The 17,385-nt window shown below is 30.0% G+C and carries 15 protein-coding genes; 5 read left to right on the forward strand and 10 right to left on the reverse strand.

The window, feature by feature from the left end; genetic code table 11:
* Window positions 1-27: 27 nt before the first annotated feature.
* Window positions 28-2,880 carry a carbamoyl-phosphate synthase large subunit gene (gene carB, locus SJY17_RS13670; RefSeq protein ID WP_397363124.1) on the reverse strand — a complete coding sequence of 951 codons (2,853 nt, stop codon included), beginning with the start codon at window positions 2,878-2,880 and terminating at the stop codon, window positions 28-30.
* Between the two features lie 102 nt (window positions 2,881-2,982).
* On the reverse strand, window positions 2,983-3,144 hold the full coding sequence (gene rpmH / locus SJY17_RS13675; RefSeq protein ID WP_090839625.1) for a 50S ribosomal protein L34: 162 nt from the start codon (window positions 3,142-3,144) through the stop codon (window positions 2,983-2,985).
* A gap of 208 nt (window positions 3,145-3,352) precedes the next feature.
* On the opposite strand from rpmH, the gene SJY17_RS13680 reads away from it, so the two are divergent.
* Complete coding sequence (locus SJY17_RS13680; RefSeq protein ID WP_397363125.1) at window positions 3,353-3,931, forward strand: DUF2892 domain-containing protein; 579 nt, start codon at window positions 3,353-3,355, stop codon at window positions 3,929-3,931.
* A 10-nt stretch (window positions 3,932-3,941) separates the two neighbouring features.
* On the opposite strand, the gene SJY17_RS13685 is transcribed toward SJY17_RS13680, so the two are convergent.
* From SJY17_RS13685 to SJY17_RS13695, 3 genes are all read right to left on the reverse strand, one after another.
* Window positions 3,942-7,199, reverse strand: coding sequence for a T9SS type B sorting domain-containing protein (locus tag SJY17_RS13685; RefSeq protein ID WP_397363126.1), 3,258 nt, complete (start codon window positions 7,197-7,199; stop codon window positions 3,942-3,944).
* 99 nt (window positions 7,200-7,298) lie between these two features.
* Entirely contained in the window at window positions 7,299-8,222 is a 924-nt protein-coding gene (locus tag SJY17_RS13690; RefSeq protein ID WP_397363127.1) for a lytic transglycosylase domain-containing protein, read from the reverse strand.
* 51 nt (window positions 8,223-8,273) lie between these two features.
* Window positions 8,274-8,933 (reverse strand): alpha/beta hydrolase, encoded by a 660-nt coding sequence (locus SJY17_RS13695; protein ID WP_397363128.1) that lies wholly within the window; start codon window positions 8,931-8,933, stop codon window positions 8,274-8,276.
* A gap of 121 nt (window positions 8,934-9,054) precedes the next feature.
* Here SJY17_RS13695 and SJY17_RS13700 point away from each other — a divergent pair, with 121 nt between their 5' ends.
* Window positions 9,055-9,351: a GNAT family N-acetyltransferase gene (locus SJY17_RS13700; protein WP_397363129.1), complete on the forward strand. Its 297-nt coding sequence runs from the start codon at window positions 9,055-9,057 to the stop codon at window positions 9,349-9,351.
* 74 nt (window positions 9,352-9,425) lie between these two features.
* Here SJY17_RS13700 and mtaB read toward each other — a convergent pair whose 3' ends face one another.
* A complete protein-coding gene (gene mtaB, locus SJY17_RS13705; RefSeq protein WP_397363130.1) occupies window positions 9,426-10,742 on the reverse strand; it encodes a tRNA (N(6)-L-threonylcarbamoyladenosine(37)-C(2))-methylthiotransferase MtaB in 1,317 nt (438 codons plus the stop codon).
* Between the two features lie 133 nt (window positions 10,743-10,875).
* On the opposite strand from mtaB, the gene SJY17_RS13710 reads away from it, so the two are divergent.
* A complete protein-coding gene (locus SJY17_RS13710) occupies window positions 10,876-12,504 on the forward strand; it encodes an ABC transporter substrate-binding protein (RefSeq protein ID WP_397363131.1) in 1,629 nt (542 codons plus the stop codon).
* Here the strand turns inward: SJY17_RS13710 and SJY17_RS13715 are convergent.
* From SJY17_RS13715 to SJY17_RS13730, 4 genes are all read right to left on the reverse strand, one after another.
* Window positions 12,491-13,207 carry a lysoplasmalogenase family protein gene (locus SJY17_RS13715; RefSeq protein WP_397363132.1) on the reverse strand — a complete coding sequence of 239 codons (717 nt, stop codon included), beginning with the start codon at window positions 13,205-13,207 and terminating at the stop codon, window positions 12,491-12,493. The two genes, SJY17_RS13710 and SJY17_RS13715, sit on opposite strands and share 14 nt — an antisense overlap.
* A gap of 128 nt (window positions 13,208-13,335) precedes the next feature.
* Window positions 13,336-14,043: a lysoplasmalogenase family protein gene (locus SJY17_RS13720; protein WP_397363133.1), complete on the reverse strand. Its 708-nt coding sequence runs from the start codon at window positions 14,041-14,043 to the stop codon at window positions 13,336-13,338.
* A gap of 98 nt (window positions 14,044-14,141) precedes the next feature.
* Window positions 14,142-15,317 (reverse strand): GlmU family protein, encoded by a 1,176-nt coding sequence (locus SJY17_RS13725; protein ID WP_397363134.1) that lies wholly within the window; start codon window positions 15,315-15,317, stop codon window positions 14,142-14,144.
* Between the two features lie 105 nt (window positions 15,318-15,422).
* The gene (locus SJY17_RS13730; RefSeq protein WP_397363135.1) at window positions 15,423-15,674 is read right to left on the reverse strand and encodes a type B 50S ribosomal protein L31; all 252 of its coding nucleotides are present in this window, start codon (window positions 15,672-15,674) and stop codon (window positions 15,423-15,425) included.
* 161 nt (window positions 15,675-15,835) lie between these two features.
* On the opposite strand from SJY17_RS13730, the gene SJY17_RS13735 reads away from it, so the two are divergent.
* Both SJY17_RS13735 and SJY17_RS13740 read left to right on the forward strand, forming a co-directional pair.
* Window positions 15,836-16,345 (forward strand): DUF4199 domain-containing protein, encoded by a 510-nt coding sequence (locus SJY17_RS13735; RefSeq protein ID WP_397363136.1) that lies wholly within the window; start codon window positions 15,836-15,838, stop codon window positions 16,343-16,345.
* Between the two features lie 36 nt (window positions 16,346-16,381).
* A complete protein-coding gene (locus SJY17_RS13740) occupies window positions 16,382-17,335 on the forward strand; it encodes a glycosyltransferase family 2 protein (RefSeq protein ID WP_397363137.1) in 954 nt (317 codons plus the stop codon).
* Window positions 17,336-17,385: the final 50 nt, after the last annotated feature.

A 17,385-nucleotide genomic window follows, 5' to 3' on the forward strand; every position in this document is an offset into this window, starting at 1 on the left:
ATTTCTTAACTTATTAAAAAATCAACTTTACTTACTTAAATACATTTTTCTCCTTGCGTATAAGTCGTAAAAAGCATCGTCTTTTAGGCTGTCAATAAATAGGATACTTTCTCCAGTACTCTTCATTTCTGGTCCTAATTGTTTATTAACATTATGAAACTTATTAAAAGAAAAAACTGGTTGTTTAATTGCAAACCCTTCTAATTTAGGGTTAAAATTAAAGTCCGTTACCTTTTTCTCTCCTAACATAACTTTAGTCGCATAATTAACATAAGGTTCTCCATACGCTTTTGCTATAAATGGTACTGTTCTAGAGGCTCTTGGATTAGCTTCAATAATATAAACCGTATCATCTTTAATAGCAAATTGTATATTAATTAAACCAACAGTGTCTAATGCTAAAGCTATTTTTTTAGTATGATCTTTAATTTGTTGCATTACAAATTCACCTAAATTAAAAGGTGGTAATGTTGCATTACTATCTCCAGAATGTATTCCACAAGGTTCAATATGTTCCATTATACCTATGATGTATACATTTTCTCCATCACAAATAGCATCTGCTTCTGCTTCTATTGCTCCATCTAAATAATGGTCTAATAACAATTGATTTCCTGGCATGCGACTTAATAAATCTACAACATGCTCTTCAAGTTCTTGTTTATTTATAACAATTTTCATCCCTTGTCCACCTAGTACATAAGATGGCCTAACTAAGATTGGAAAATCTAATACATCTGCGATTGCTGCAGCTTCATCTGCAGTTGTTGCAATATCAAATTCTGGATAAGGAATATTATTTTCTTTAAGTAAATTAGAAAACAAACCTCTGTCTTCTGCTAAATCTAAAGATTTAAAACTAGATCCTAATATTTTAATTCCATAACGTTCAAGCTTTTCTGCCAATTTTAAAGCGGTTTGTCCACCTAATTGTACAATAACACCTTCTGGTTTTTCATGCTTAATAATATCGTAAATATGCTCCCAGAAAACTGGCTCGAAATATAATTTATCTGCTGTATCAAAATCTGTTGAAACCGTTTCTGGATTACAATTAATCATAATAGTTTCATAACCACACTCTGCAGCAGCTAGGACACCATGTACACAACAATAATCAAACTCAATCCCTTGCCCAATTCTATTTGGACCAGAACCTAAAACTATTACTTTTTTCTTATCGGTAACTACACTTTCGTTATCTGCGTAACGTTTTCCATCTGCTGTTTCTACTTCATTTTCAAAAGTAGAATAGTAATAAGGTGTTTTTGCTTCAAACTCTGCTGCACAAGTATCTACCAATTTGTAAACACGATTTATGTTAAGCTCTTCACGTTTGTTATATACTTGACTTTCTAAACAACCCAACATGTGTGCTATTTGACGGTCTCCATACCCTTTTTGCTTAGCTTCAAGCAATAAATCTCTTTCAATAGTATCTATTGTAAAGGTTGAAATTTCAATTTGTAATTGATGCAGTTCTTCGTATTGACGTAAAAACCACATATCAATTTTAGTAATTTCATGAATACGACTTAATGGAATTCCCATTTGAATAGCATCATAAATAACAAAAACTCTGTCCCAACTTGCATGTGTTAGCTTATCAATAATCTGATCGTAATTTTTGTATCCTTTACCATCTGCTCCTAACCCATTACGTTTAATCTCTAAAGATTGTGTAGCTTTATGTAATGCTTCTTGAAAAGAACGTCCAATTCCCATTACCTCTCCAACAGATTTCATTTGTAATCCTAATGTACGATCGCTTCCTTCAAATTTATCAAAATTCCAACGTGGTATTTTTACAATTACGTAATCTAAAGTAGGCTCAAATAAAGCAGATGTCGATTTAGTAATTTGGTTTTGTAACTCGTCAAGATGATATCCAATTGCTAATTTTGCAGCAACTTTTGCAATAGGGTAACCTGTTGCTTTACTTGCTAATGCAGACGATCTAGATACACGAGGATTAATCTCGATAGCAATAATATCTTCTTTTTCATCTGGACTAACCGCAAATTGCACATTACAACCACCTGCAAAATCTCCAATATTACGCATCATATGGATTGCCATATCACGCATTTTCTGGTATGTTTTATCACTTAACGTCATTGCTGGAGCAACTGTTATCGAGTCTCCAGTGTGGATTCCGATTGGATCCATGTTTTCAATAGAACAAATGATAACTACATTATCATTTGCGTCTCTTAATAACTCTAATTCATATTCTTTCCAACCAATTAATGCTTTATCAATCATAACCTCGTGTATTGGTGAAATCTCCAAACCACGTGTTAATAACTCATCAAAATCTTCTTCTCTATAAACAAAAGATGCACCTGCACCACCCAAAGTAAATGACGCTCTAATAATTAATGGAAAACCAAATTCTTGAGCAATTTCTTTTCCTTTTAAGTAAGAAGTAGCTGTTGCTTGAGGTGCCATAGGCACTCCAATTTTAAGCATTAGTTCTCTAAATTGCTCTCTATCTTCTGTTATATTAATTGCATCAATATTAACTCCAATAATATCTACTCCAAAGTCTTTCCAAATCCCTTTTTCATCAGCTTCAATACATAAATTTAGTGCAGTTTGCCCTCCCATTGTTGGCAAAACAGCATCAATTTGAGGATGCTCTTTTAGTATTTTTAAGATAGACTTTGTATTTAATGGCAACAAATAAACATGATCTGCCATACTTGGGTCAGTCATGATTGTTGCTGGATTTGAATTGATTAAAACGGTTTCAATTCCATCTTCTCTTAAAGATCTTAAGGCTTGAGTACCTGAGTAATCAAACTCACAGGCTTGTCCAATAACAATAGGACCAGAACCAATAATTAGGATAGATTTTAGCTTAGGGTTTTTTGGCATTTTCTTAAAATTTTATTGCGTTGTCAAAAATAGTTAATCACAGGATACAAAAAAAGGCGTTACACCTAAGTAACGCCTTTAAATATTAACAATTGTTAATCATTATTTTTTATGTCTAGTTTCAGTTGAAACAGAAATTTTCTTTCTTCCTTTAGCACGACGACGTGCTAAGACTTTTCTACCATTAGCAGAAGCCATTCTTTCTCTAAAACCATGTTTATTTCTTCTCTTTCTTTTTGATGGTTGAAACGTTCTTTTTGGCATGTCTTATGTTTTTAAAATCTGTATAGTAAATAGTTTTTTGGCTTTTATCATATCTAAAACCGAGCGCAAATATACAAACCCTTTTTTATTTGACAAACCTAATTTAAAAAATATTTTTAAAGATTTTTTTAGTTTCTTTGTACTCCAAACAAAAAAACGTTTAAAAACGTTACAAATCAAGTATTACAAGACTTTTAAACTAATAAAAATGTACAATAAAGTAATTAAATTAATTTTAGCAATCGGTATTTTTGGATACGCCATATGGCAATTTATTGATGGAGAGATAGGAAATGGGATTATGTTTATCTTTTTATCATTAATATTTTTGTTTTTATATTTTAAAAATGAGTTTATTTTATTAGCCTTTTTGCGCTTAAGAAAACAAGATTTTCCTGGTGCAAAAAAATGGTTAGATAAAATTAAAAACCCAGAAACTGCTTTAGTTAGAAAACAGCAAGGATATTATAACTTTCTTAACGGAATAATGGTGTCTCAAGAAAACATGACAGAAGCGGAACGTTACTTTAAAAAAGCTGAAAAATTAGGTTTATCTATGGATCATGATATGGCAATGGTGAAACTTAATTTAGCTGGTGTTGCTTTATCAAAAAGGAGAAAACAAGAAGCTACTGTATTATTAGCCGAAGCCCAAAAACTGGATAAACAAGGTATGTTAGCTGAACAGATTAAAATGATGAAAGATAATATGAAACGCGCACAAGCACCTAAACAACATTATGGTCAAGGTGGTTCTGTACGTGCTCAAAAAAGACGTGGTAGATAGTAATATTATTTTACCTTTTTAAGGTAAAATGCCCTTTATATACTAGTCCATTTGCTCTAGTAACTTCAAACCAGTAATCACTTGTTGGCATATTGTTTCCATTATAGGTTCCGTCCCAACCTGTATCAAAACTTCCAAACTGAGTGATAAATTTACCATACCTATCAAAAATCACGACTTTAAGTTCTGGTTCAGTACTAGCGAATTCTATCTGCCAAAACTCATTTGTATCGTCTCCATTTGGTGTAAAAAAGTGAGGGTAGTTTAACAGAAAAACTTCTTCTGTTACAGTTCCGCAACCATTTAAATCTGTTATATAAACAGTGTACATTCCTGGTTGTAAATTTGTAAATGTATTTGAACTTTGAAAATTAATATTGTCAATCGAGTATTGATAATCTCCAATTCCAGAAACTAATACAGTAATACTATTGTTAGACAATGTCCAATCTGTAATAGTTACGTCCTCTACTGTTGCAATTTCTGAGCTTATAACTACAAATTGTTTTGTGTTTTCACAGCTAAACCCATTATAATTATTAGTAACTGTAACTAAGTAATCTCCAGGTTGATCCACTGTAATCGATTGTGTAGTTGCTCCTGTTGACCATAAATAATCATCAAAACCAGAATCTGCTGTTAATGTTACTGTACTTCCTATACAAATAAAAGTTACCTCTTCAGGGCTTAATATTGGTGTCTGTCCTACAAAAATCTGAAACGATGTTGTTGCATAACAAACTACCAAACTATTGTGTGTTACTCTTGCATATATAGTCTGAGGATTAGATATATTAGAATATGAATCTGGTAAAGGGTTATCACCTGTATTTGCTTCTGATTGACTAAGGTGATAGCTGACATTGTAATTGTTTGGGTTTTGATTTCCTAAAATTTGCAAATTTTGATCTGTTAGTAAAAAGACATCAGCTTCTATTAAATCGTCTCTACAAACTGACATATTATCTGGTACATTTGCTCTTGCTAGTGGTAATAAATTTTCAAGGTTAACTGTAATATTTTCAATACTTCCGCAAGCATCTTCTACTCTAATATCATAAGTCCCATTTGCTAAATCTAAAAACGTATTATTATCTCCATTATCTAAATTAAAAGGAGAAGTAATGCTAAAATTATAGGGCTGAACACCAATAACATCTACAATAATGTCTAAACTATCTGATCCACCACTACAATCTAGATTATAAACTCCAGAAATTACTAAATCTGAAAACACAGAAAAATTTGCAAAAACATCTAAGCAGAATGCATCTGGATCTTCCGTGTTTGTAGATTGAAACATTTTTATAAGTCTAAAATCTCCTGTTAAGAAAATATTAAATAACGTTTCTGAATTTTCTAAGTTAATAGCAGTAGTTTCATTTGGTAATTCTCCTTCAACATATTCTGCACCAGTATTTGGATGTCCCCAGGAATTAGTGTCTGGAAAATACATTTGAAACCAATAGGTTTGATTAATAATAGTTTCATCAAAATCGTTAATTGTAATATCAAAAGAACCACAATTTCTTGATATTGAATACACATTAGGGTTGCTAGAATAACTAAATACATTAACATCTGTTGTATATTGAAAACCACACAAATCCGTAGACTCAAATACATAATCTCCAATTGGTAAATCATTAATATAAAAAACTCCAGAGTTATTAATATTAGTACTAACATTAAATGGTAGTGCTTCTGTAAATGTTTGTGGTGCTGAAGTTATAATTACAGAATCTAAATTATCATGATTACTAGACAAAGTCACAGAGCCTGTAGCATCTTCGCAATTTGGCAATGCTAAAATATTTAGTTCTTGAAACTCAAATTCTGGAATAATAGCTTCTAAAATGTATTCAATTCCGCAATCGTCAATAACAGACAACATATAATCTCCAACTGGTAAATTTCCTTCATATAGAAGAATTCCATTGTTAATAAATGAATTTAAATTAAATGGTAAGGTTTCGTTATAACTTAAAGGAGCATCTATTATAGACGCAGACACTATTTCTCTATCTGTAATGGTAACACCAATAAAACCAGATGTTGCAGTACATCCACTATTACTAGTATTAACAATTGGTTCTACAATTGGGTCTTCGACAATTATTGAGAATGTTCCCATCCTTCCACAAGCATCAACCACATTAACAGTATACAAACCAATAGGTACTGGAGTATCTATACCAAAAGTTATTGATGAATCTGTATATGGTCCTGGATAATTTGCATTGTAATCTAATGGATTAAATCCAGCAGGTGATGTTGTAAAATCTACAAAATAAGGTGGTAAATAATTTTCAACTAATAAATCTAAAAGTTCTCCACAATTAGCATCTCTTGTATTTAATAAGACTTTTGGATTTGGGTCTATGGTATGATTGACTTCAAATAAATTATTACAAGAATCTGTAATAGCCATGTTTACAATAAAAACTTGATCTCCAAAAAGCGTTATTAATTGACTAACATCAAATTCTTCTGAAGAACCAGAGGTTATATTTTGAGTAAAGATTATATCTGGCGAACCATCTGGTGGAATGATTGTGTAAGTAATGAGTAGAGGGTAAATTATAGGCGAATTTGGAAATGCACTTATAGTGTTTGTAATCTCTGCTTGATCACAAGCAGTATAAACTACTGGTAAAGCTGCATTAGAAATACTAATATTATTAGTCTCTAACAGCATAGTGTAACTTTTTGAAACTGCATTACCACAATTATCAAAAACTCTAATTACATAAGTTCCAGCTGGAAGATTTGGAAAAACATTTGAAGATTGCGTACCTACTGTTTGTGAACCAGAAATAATCTCGTATAAAACAGGAATACCAGATTGCACATTAACAGATATGGTTCCGTCAGAATCACAATCTGTAATTGTAGTATGCGTTACCTCAAAATCTAATTGAGTGATTAGATTATTAATAGTCACATCCTGTTGCTGAAAATTTTCTTCTCCATTTAAAATTTGTAAAGCAACAACTCTATAATCTCCAGCTGGAAGACTATTAAAAAAATTATCAGAAGTTTGAGCTATTGGGTTTACATCATCAGGCAACAAAAACAAAGTATAAGTTATAGTTGATCCAGCTGTAGTATTGGAGACAGATATTTGTATTGCTCCATTACCAGAACAAGTCTCGTCTGTAGCTGTAACATTTAAATTAAAATCTGATAGTTGAGCATAACTTAATGCGTTACTAAATAAAAAGACAAAAGCTATTAAATACTTTATGCTATTTATTTTTAAACACATTTTTATGTTTGCTATTATTTTAATCTTAAATCTATTTAGTCTTTTAATATACGACTAAATAGTATAAATGGATGTTAACTAAAAACTAAGGTTTTTAAATTAGTTTTGGTAATGACCTTCTCTAGGAATATCTATAAAGTATTGTTTTCTAGATTTATTATTTAAATGTGCTTCTCTTAACCAAGGGTTGTGCAGTTTTAAAATTTTGTAATTAATACCAAAACCTTTAGCAAAACGTGCAAAATCCGTTACAGCAGTATCTACAGCTACTTGATAAGTTGGTACTGCATTATATAAGTCTTTATCCCTAAAGTTAAACCCATATTTGTCTGGATTGGATAAAATTTCTTTTAAAGCTACAATTCTAAATACATATCGTCCGGTTTCTTGACCTAATAATAAATCATAATAACTTGTTACATCTTGTGCTTTTAAACGTTTAGATATTCCATAATTACCAGCATTATATGCAGCTGCTGCAGAAGTCCATGACCCTAAACTAGCTTTTGATTTTTTTAAATAATCACAAGCGACTTCTGTTGCTTTTACTAAATTATAGCGTTCGTCAACATTAGCGTTAACTTCTAATCCATGCTCACGTCCAGTTGCTTTCATTATTTGCCAAAAACCACTTGCTCCAGCTGGAGATCGTGCATCTGTTAAACCACTTTCTATAACTGCTAAGTATTTAAAATCGTCTGGTATACCATTTTTTGCAAGTATTGGTTCAATAATCGGAAAGTACTTTCTAGCACGTTTAAACATTAAAAGTCCGTTTGACTGCCAGTACGTATTTACCAACAACTCTTTATCCATACGCTCATAAATATCTGGATTTGAAAGCGGAACAGCTTCTCCTGCAAACTCCAAATAGCTTGGCATTTGTATAGCGTAAACATTATAATCGTTTATGATTTGTTTTTCAAAATTCTCGTCTGTTGGCGCATTTTGAAACGCATTTATAAATAACATTCCTAGGAATGCTAAGCCAACAATAGCTAAACTTTTTTGTACTATCTTCATCTTCTTAACTTTTGGTCTAATTTAAAAATTTTTATCTAAAACACTTCTCTTTTAAGCAATTAGTTTTGGTAAATTCTCGTTAAACCATTTAAATTTATTAATTATCATAATATGTGTTCCTCCTTTTACTGTAACGCAATTTTTAAGGTTTGAGTATGGAAAAACCATATCATTATCTCCATGAATGTGAATGATGTTATCTATTGGTTGATCTTGTTCCCAACAAACAACTTGCTCAATTGCCCAATCTAAATAATTTTTATCGTTAACAGATAAATATTTTTTATATAACTCTATACGTTTTGTAACCGTATTTCCAAATGCATATTTTGCTAACAAATCTATATTACCAAGCAATTGAGTTGGAATTATTTTATAAGCTTTGGTCACTTTTAAAAGCTTCATTCTTTTAGGTAGCTCGTGCTTAGTTTTTACACTAGATACTATAATAAGTTGTCTAATTTTAATATGTTTACTCATCTCCTGAACCAGAATACCTCCAAAAGACACACCTAATAATACAGGGTTTTCATGTTTAATATCTTGACACATTCTAATTGCATAACTAGATAAGGTTTCTTTCTTTTTTGGTAACTTCCATTTTAACCAATGAATTTCAAATTGATCTTCTGGTAATTTAATGTATTCGAAAATTATTGGGCTTGCTGCCATTCCTGGTATTAAATAGATAGGTATTACTTGCTGACTCATAAGCTTTTAACACTAAATAAGTGCTTTACAATTAGATTTTTTGTACATTTGCACTGTAAAGCTATAAAATAGTTTGGTACTATTTTTGAAACTCCCTTAATAATTAATAAAACTTTATACCATGATTGATGCAGCTGAGTTAGTTGACAATGAATTTTTACGTCAATTTGAACTGAAAATTGATGATCATTTCGCTAAAATTGAATACTCATTACAGGAACGCAAGATTTTCTTAACAAAACTAATTGTTCCTGAAGAATTAGATAACGAAGAGTTTAAATCTAAGTTTTTAAAAACAGTTTTTGAAAATATTGAAGAACGTAATTTAAGCGTTGTTCCAACTAGTCCAGAAATTGCAAAATTTATTAGACGTAACAGACAATACAAAAAGTTATTACCTGTGGGTGTAAGAATTTAATTTCTAGTGATATTAAAACATAAAAAAACCGAAGCTAAGCTTCGGTTTTTTTTATGTTAATTAATATTTTACTGTTAAGTAAAGTCAAATCTAACTAAACCATCATCATCAATTTTAGTTAACTTTACATTATGCAAAGTGTTTACCAATTCTGGGTTCCAAGGTGATTTAACTTTTACATAATTTTCTGTAAAACCATGAATATACCCTTCTTTGTTTTCGCTTTCAAAAAGTACATTTCTGCTTGTAGTTATTTGACTTTCGTAAAAAGCGCGACGCTTTTTAACGCTTAGTCCTCGTAACATTTTACTTCGCTTTGCTCTTATATTTTTAGGCACAACACCTTCCATAGTTGCTGCTGTAGTATTTTCTCTTTCAGAATACGTAAACACATGCAAATATGAAATATCTAATGTGTTTAAAAAATTAAACGTTTCTAAAAACAGCTCATCTGTTTCTCCTGGAAATCCAACAATAACATCTACACCAATACAAGCATGTGGCATAACTTGTTTGATTTTATTAACACGATCTACGTACAATTCTTTCATATATCGACGACGCATTAACTTTAAAATATCGTTGCTTCCACTTTGAAGCGGAATATGAAAATGTGGCACAAAAGTTCTGCTTTTAGAGACAAAGTCTATAGTTTCGTTTTTAAGCAAATTTGGCTCGATTGAAGAGATACGTAAACGCTCTATACCTTTTACAGTATCTAAAGCTTCAACTAACTCAAAAAAGGTGTGCTCATGTTTTTTATTTCCAAATTCGCCTTTACCATAATCACCAATATTTACTCCAGTTAGTACAATTTCTTTAATTCCTTTTTCTGAAATTTCTTTGGCATTATTTAAAACATTCTGTAACTCGTCACTACGTGAAATCCCTCTAGCTAAAGGAATAGTGCAATAAGTACATTTATAATCGCAACCATCTTGTACTTTTAAAAAAGCACGTGTACGGTCTCCAAAAGAATAACTTCCAACATAAAAATCTGCATCTTCGATTTCGCAAGAGTGTACTTCTCCTAAATCATTTTTTGATAAATCATTTATGTAATCTGTTATTTTAAATTTCTCGGTAGCTCCTAAAACCAAATCTACACCATTAACATCTGCTAATTCTTGTGGTTTTAACTGTGCATAACAACCCACAGCAACAATAAATGCTTCAGGATTACCTTTTTGGGCTTGCTTTACAATGGTTTTAAAACGTTTGTCTGCATTTTCTGTTACAGAACATGTATTTATTACATAAATGTCTGCTGGATCTTTAAAATCCACACGCTCAAAACCTTCGTCCTTAAATGATCGAGAAATTGTTGAAGTCTCGGAAAAATTAAGTTTACAACCTAAAGTGTAAAAGCCAACTTTCTTTTTATTATTCAATTTAAAATAGTCTTTAATCCTAAGTAAGATTGCTTATATTTACCTAGTAAAATTATAAATTTGTGATTGCAAAATTACGTAATTTTTTTAAGCCAAAATCGTGTTTTATGGCTTAAATAACGACTAAATCTTGATGAAAATTTTTAATTACAATCCTTTCATATACTTAAGTATTACAACTTTAACTTTATTAAGTTTTTCTTGCTCTAATAAAACAGAAAATTCCAAAGACCATCTTGTTTTTAGATATAACGAACATAAAAACATTGGATCTTTAGATCCTGCTTTTGCTAAAGATAATGCAGACATTTGGGCTGTAAATCAATTATTTAATGGTTTAGTACAAATGGACGATAGTTTATTGGTACGTCCAAGTATAGCTAAAGAATGGACAGTAACTGAAGACGCTTTAACTTATACATTTCTACTAAAAAAAGAGGTGTTTTTTCATAAACACAAACTATTTAAAAAAGATTCTACCAGAGCAGTAACAGCATATGATTTTGAATACAGTTTTAACCGTATTTTAGACCCAAATGTTGCGTCATCTGGACGTTGGATTTTTAATAAAGTAAAGCACTACAAAGCTTTAAATGATAGTGTTTTTAGTATTAAATTAAAGCAACCTTTTCCTGCATTTTTAGGTTTATTAACCATGAAGTACTGTAGCGTTGTCCCAAAAGAAATAACAGAATACTATGGAAGTGACTTTAGATCTAATCCAATTGGTACTGGTCCATTTAAATTTAAACGATGGGAAGAAAATATTAAACTTGTTTTTAGAAAAAACGAAAACTATTTTGAAAAGGATACTAATAATAATCAACTACCTTATTTAGAAGCTGTTGCCATTACATTTTTACCAGATAAACAAAGCGAATTTATGCAGTTTATACAAGGTAACCTAGACTTTTTAAATAGTTTAGATGTATCTTATCAAGACGAAATATTAACAACTAAAGGTGAATTAAGACCTAAATATAAAGCCAATGTAGATTTAATAAGAAGTCCTTATTTAAATACAGAATATTTAGCTTTTTATATGGATTCTGACTTAAACGAAATCCAGTCTAAACAAATACGTGAAGCAGTAAACTATGGATTTGATAGACAAAAAATGATGACTTATTTACGTAATGGAATTGGCATACCTGCAACTGGAGGTTTTATACCAAAAGGATTACCTGGTTATAGTTCTAGTATTGGCTACTCATATCAACCTGAAAAAACAAAACAACTTATTGCTAATTACATAAAACAATCTGGAAATACTAATCCTAAAATCACCCTAACAACAACCAGTAATTACCTTAATTTTTGCGAATATATCCAACGAGAATTAACTAAAACCGGATTGATTGTAAATGTAGACGTTATACCTCCTTCTACATTAAAAGAAGGTAAAGCAAATGGTAAATTAGACTTTTTTAGAGCAAGTTGGGTTGCAGATTATCCAGATGCACAGAATTATTTATCGTTATTTTATTCTGGAAACTTTGCTCCAAATGGACCAAATTACACACACTTTTCTAATCCAGAATTTGATCAATGGTATACTAAAGCTTTTACCGAAACTGATGAATTAGAAAGAATAAAACTATATACAAAAATGGATAGTTTGGTTTTAAAAAACACACCAATTGTCCCTTTATATTATGATGAAGTTATCAGGTTTACACAAAAAAACATTTCTGGTTTAGGTAGTAATCCTATAAACATGTTAGAATTAAAACATGTTAAGAAAAAAACTAAAGTTTTATAAACTTATCATCTTCAGCATCCTCTAGTTGTAATTTTTCACTAGTTAGTCCTAAAATTATAAAATACTGAAATAGTGCATAAAACGACATAATTGTTATTTCATGATAAGCAATATCCTGATTATAAAAAGATTGTAAAACACCTATTGTATCAGAAAAAATACCAAAAAGTATTCCTATCATTACTAAATAAAAACTAGTTTTATCTGCTGCATCTTTTCTTAAAAAAGCAAATAAAGCCATTAACATCGTTGCAAATAAATAAGTAATTGTAGGTATAAAAAAATCGCCTAAATTATCATACACAAACAAAATAACAACAACTATATAGGTAAATATTATTACAAAAAAAGGAGCTAGACTTGCAATTTTAAAATCATTTTGATGCGAAAATCGTTTGGTATAAAAAAGTTTAGCTACAATAAAAGCCAACATACCTCCTATATATAAAATTTGGGTTTCATATAATAACAAAAGCATATCTCCCAACCAAAAAAAGACTAATCCAAAAACTAAATACTTATTATTAGAATTATTCTCATTTTTATTATAAAAAAAATACAGAAATAAAATAATAATAATTAAAGTTTTTGTAAAAAACCTTAATGGTAAGGGGTTATCACCTAATTTAATAAATATATCTATCCCTAAAACAAGAAAAAACACTACTGAAATAAGTAGCTTATTTTTAAAAAATGAAATCATTATAAGTAGGCACTAATTATTTGTTTATAAACTTAAGGGACTACAATATAAGGCTTTTCTTTGTAAGACTTTTCGTTTTTTGGCTAAAAACAAAACTGTAATGTTTTTATAACCATTAAATTAGCGTGTTAAAGTTTTACAATTTCAGTTTTATTTGACTCTTCCAGAACACCCATAATAATTAAATATTGTGATAATCCATGAAAAAACATAACGGTTATTTTATTATAAGCAATTGAAGGATCATAAAACATTTTTAAAATGTCAATATTATCTGCTACCATAGAAAAAACAACACCAATTATAACTAACCAAAAACTTTTATTGTTTACTTCACTTTTTCGTAAATAAGCAAATTGCATTAATAACATAACTACAAACAAGTACAATAATAATGGTATAAAGAAAGAGCCCAAATTGTTATAAACAATGGTCATGATAATACTCATATATAAAAAACAGAACAGTAAAAACGGAATTAGTTTAGTAATTTTAAAATCTTCATTATTCAAAAACCTTAAAGAGTAACATACTTTGGCTGCAATAAATAAGCTTGAGGCAAAAATAAAATGTAGTACATTACCATTATTACCAGTAATAAAAAATACATCTCCTAAAATAAAACAACACAAAGCAACAACTACTAATCTTTTTTTATGTTTATCTTTTTGTTTTGTATTAATTAAATAATAGGCTAAAAGACTTAAACTTAATAATGTTTTGGAAATGTATCTACAAGAAAATAGAGTTTCGCTATTCTTAAAAAAAGAATCTAACAGATACAACAGTATGTAGACTATTGAAAATACAAGTGTATTTTTAAAGATTATTTTCATGTTAATTTAGGGAACTCTAATATAATATATATATCCCTAAATACCATATCAAAACACAATAATTCTATTTTATTTTACTGGAAACCAGTGGGTATTCCCTAATCTTTTCGGTACTTCTTTGTGTCTTCAAAAATTTTGGTTAGTATCTTTTCATCTTGTTCTGAAAACTCGATACCTCTTCTTGCCATAACTACTTTAGCAACTTCAAAAGCTTTTGAGGTTAAATATGTTGTAAATCCTGAAGCTCCTCCCCAACTATAGCTTGGTACAAAATTTCTTGGAAAACCACTTCCAAAAACATTGGCATTAACACCAATAACGGTTCCTGTATTAAACATGGTATTAATTCCACATTTACTATGGTCTCCCATCATTAAACCACAAAACTGAAGACCAGTTTTTGCAAAACGTTCAGTTTGATAATCCCATAATTTAACTTCTACATAATTGTTTTTTAAGTTAGAATTATTGGTATCTGCACCTAGATTACACCATTCGCCTAAAACGGAGTTTCCTAAAAATCCATCATGACCTTTATTAGAATAACCAAATAACACAGAATTGTTTACCTCTCCTCCTACTTTACTATGTGGTCCAACAGTTGTTGGTCCATAAATTTTTGCTCCTAATTTTAAAGTTGCATTGTCGCATAAGGCTAATGGACCTCTTACTAAACTTCCTTCCATTACTTCTGCATTTTTGCCAATATAAATTGGACCAGAACTAGCATTAAGTGTAGTAAATTCTAACTTAGCTCCTTCTTCAATAAAAATATTTTCTGGTGCAATTATACTATTACTATGAGGTATTGGTTGAGAAGTTCTTCCCTCTGTTAGCAAGTCAAAATCCTGCTGAATGGCTTCTCCATTTTTAGAAAAAATATCCCAAGTATGTTCAACTTTAGTAATATCTGCTTCAAACTCGATAGCTTTATAAGTATCAAAATCAATGTTTTCTTGTGTGTCTGTAGCATAAAAAGCAATAACATCTTCGCCTTTAAAAATAGCTTGATCTTTTTTTAAAGCTCTTACTAACTCTACTAATTCCTTATTGGGTAAGTAAGATGCATTAAGCATGACGTTTTCTTCCAATTCTACCATTGGATACTTATCAGATAAATAATCTTCTGTAATTGTAGTAGTTGTTGTCTGCAAATAATACTCCCACTTTTCTCTAATTGTTAAAATCCCAATTCTAATATCTGCAACTGGTCTTGTATAGGTAAATGGTAGTAATTGATTACGTACTGGACCATCAAATAATATATAATTCATTTTAAAAACGTTTTAAGACATGTTAATCAAAAGTAACCTAATTAACATAAACAAAAAAGCCTTTCATAAAAATGAAAGGCTTTTAAAATATAGTTTTCGCTAAATTTATTTTTTAAATTTTGCGTATTTGTTTTTGAATTTGTCAATACGTCCAGCAGTATCTATTAATTTAGACTTACCTGTATAAAACGGGTGAGACGTTCTAGAAATTTCCATTTTAATTAATGGGTACTCAACACCATCAACCTCTAACGTTTCACTTGTATTAGCTGTAGACTTTGTTAAAAACACATCTTCATTTGACATATCTTTAAATGCTACAATTCTATAATTTTCTGGGTGTATATCTTTTTTCATCGCTAAAAGCTTTATTATCTTTACTAAATTCGAGGTGCAAATTTAAGTATTTTTTACAAACCAACAACTTATTTTTTAAAAAATTTTATTCTGTAAATTTGTAACGTTTTATTGTACTTTTATACTAATAGTAAATTAACTAACTAAAATTATAAAAAAAAATGGAAAATGAAAATGCACCAGTTAAACCAATAGCATTAAACCATGGGTTATATTATGCAATATTCTCTATAGCTGTAGTAGTTATCCTTTACGCATTAAAAATGCAACAAAACCTTGCTATAGGTATTATTAATGTATTAGGTACAGTTGGAATATTTGTTTTAGCAATTATTGCTTATAAAAAAAGTAACGATGACCAATTAACACTTGGTCAAGCCATAAAAGTTGGTTTAGCAACAGCTGCAATTGGTGGCTTAATTGTAGCAATATATACTTATATACACTACACTTATTTACAACCAGAATTTATTGAAGCTATCAGAGAAAAAGCTCTTGAAGACATGTATAGACAAAATCCTGATTTAACCTCAGAGCAAGTAGAATCTGCACAAGGCATGATGAATATATTTACTTCTGCTGGGTTTATTGGTACTGTAAGTATTATTGGATCGCTTATTTATGGACTTGTAGTTTCTTTAATAGCAGGATTAGTACTTAAAAGCGAATAATAGTTTTATATTTGAAATATATTTTCAAATTAAATTATGAACATATCAGTAGTCATACCACTACTTAACGAAGAAGAATCATTAACAGAGTTACACCATTGGATTGCAAATGTCATGCAATCCAATGGTTTTTCTTATGAATTGCTTTTTATTGATGATGGTAGCACAGATCAATCCTGGAACATCATCCAATCACTTCAAGAAAAAGACACAAACGTTAAAGGAATCAGGTTTTTAAAAAACTTTGGAAAATCTCAAGCACTTCATGCTGGTTTTGCTCAAGCAAAAGGTGATGTAATAATCACAATGGATGCAGACTTACAAGATAATCCTGAAGAGATACCAGAACTATACAACATGATAACTAAACAAGGATTTGATTTAGTATCTGGTTGGAAAAAGAAACGTTTTGACAATAAATTAACCAAAAACTTACCATCAAAACTATTTAATTGGGCTGCACGTAAAACGTCTGGTGTTAAATTAAATGATTTTAATTGTGGACTAAAAGCCTACCATAAAAATGTGGTAAAAAACATTGATGTAAATGGCGAAATGCATAGATACATTCCTGTTTTAGCTAAAAATGCTGGTTTTTTAAAAATTGGCGAAAAAGTAGTCCTCCACCAAGCAAGAAAATATGGCGAAACCAAATTTGGTATGGATCGTTTTGTTAATGGCTTTTTAGACTTAATAACTATATGGTTTTTATCTAGATTTGGAAAACGTCCAATGCATTTATTTGGTGCTTTAGGTGTTATTATGTTTGGTATTGGGTTTATAATTGCATTGTATTTAGGTATTGATAAATTATTTTTTAATCCAGATGGACGATTAATTACAGATAGACCTCATTTTTATCTAGCATTGGTTACAATGATTTTAGGGTCTCAGTTTTTTATTGCAGGTTTTTTAGGCGAAATAATTTTACGTCAAAAAACTGGTAAAAAACGTTATTTGATTAAAGAATCACTAAATTTAGAAGGCTAAAACAGAATTTATTGCCTCTTAATTATTAAAAATTTTGCATTTGCTTACTT

It is taken from the genome of Olleya sp. R77988 (assembly GCF_044594215.1).
Classification (GTDB): Bacteria; Bacteroidota; Bacteroidia; order Flavobacteriales; family Flavobacteriaceae; genus Olleya.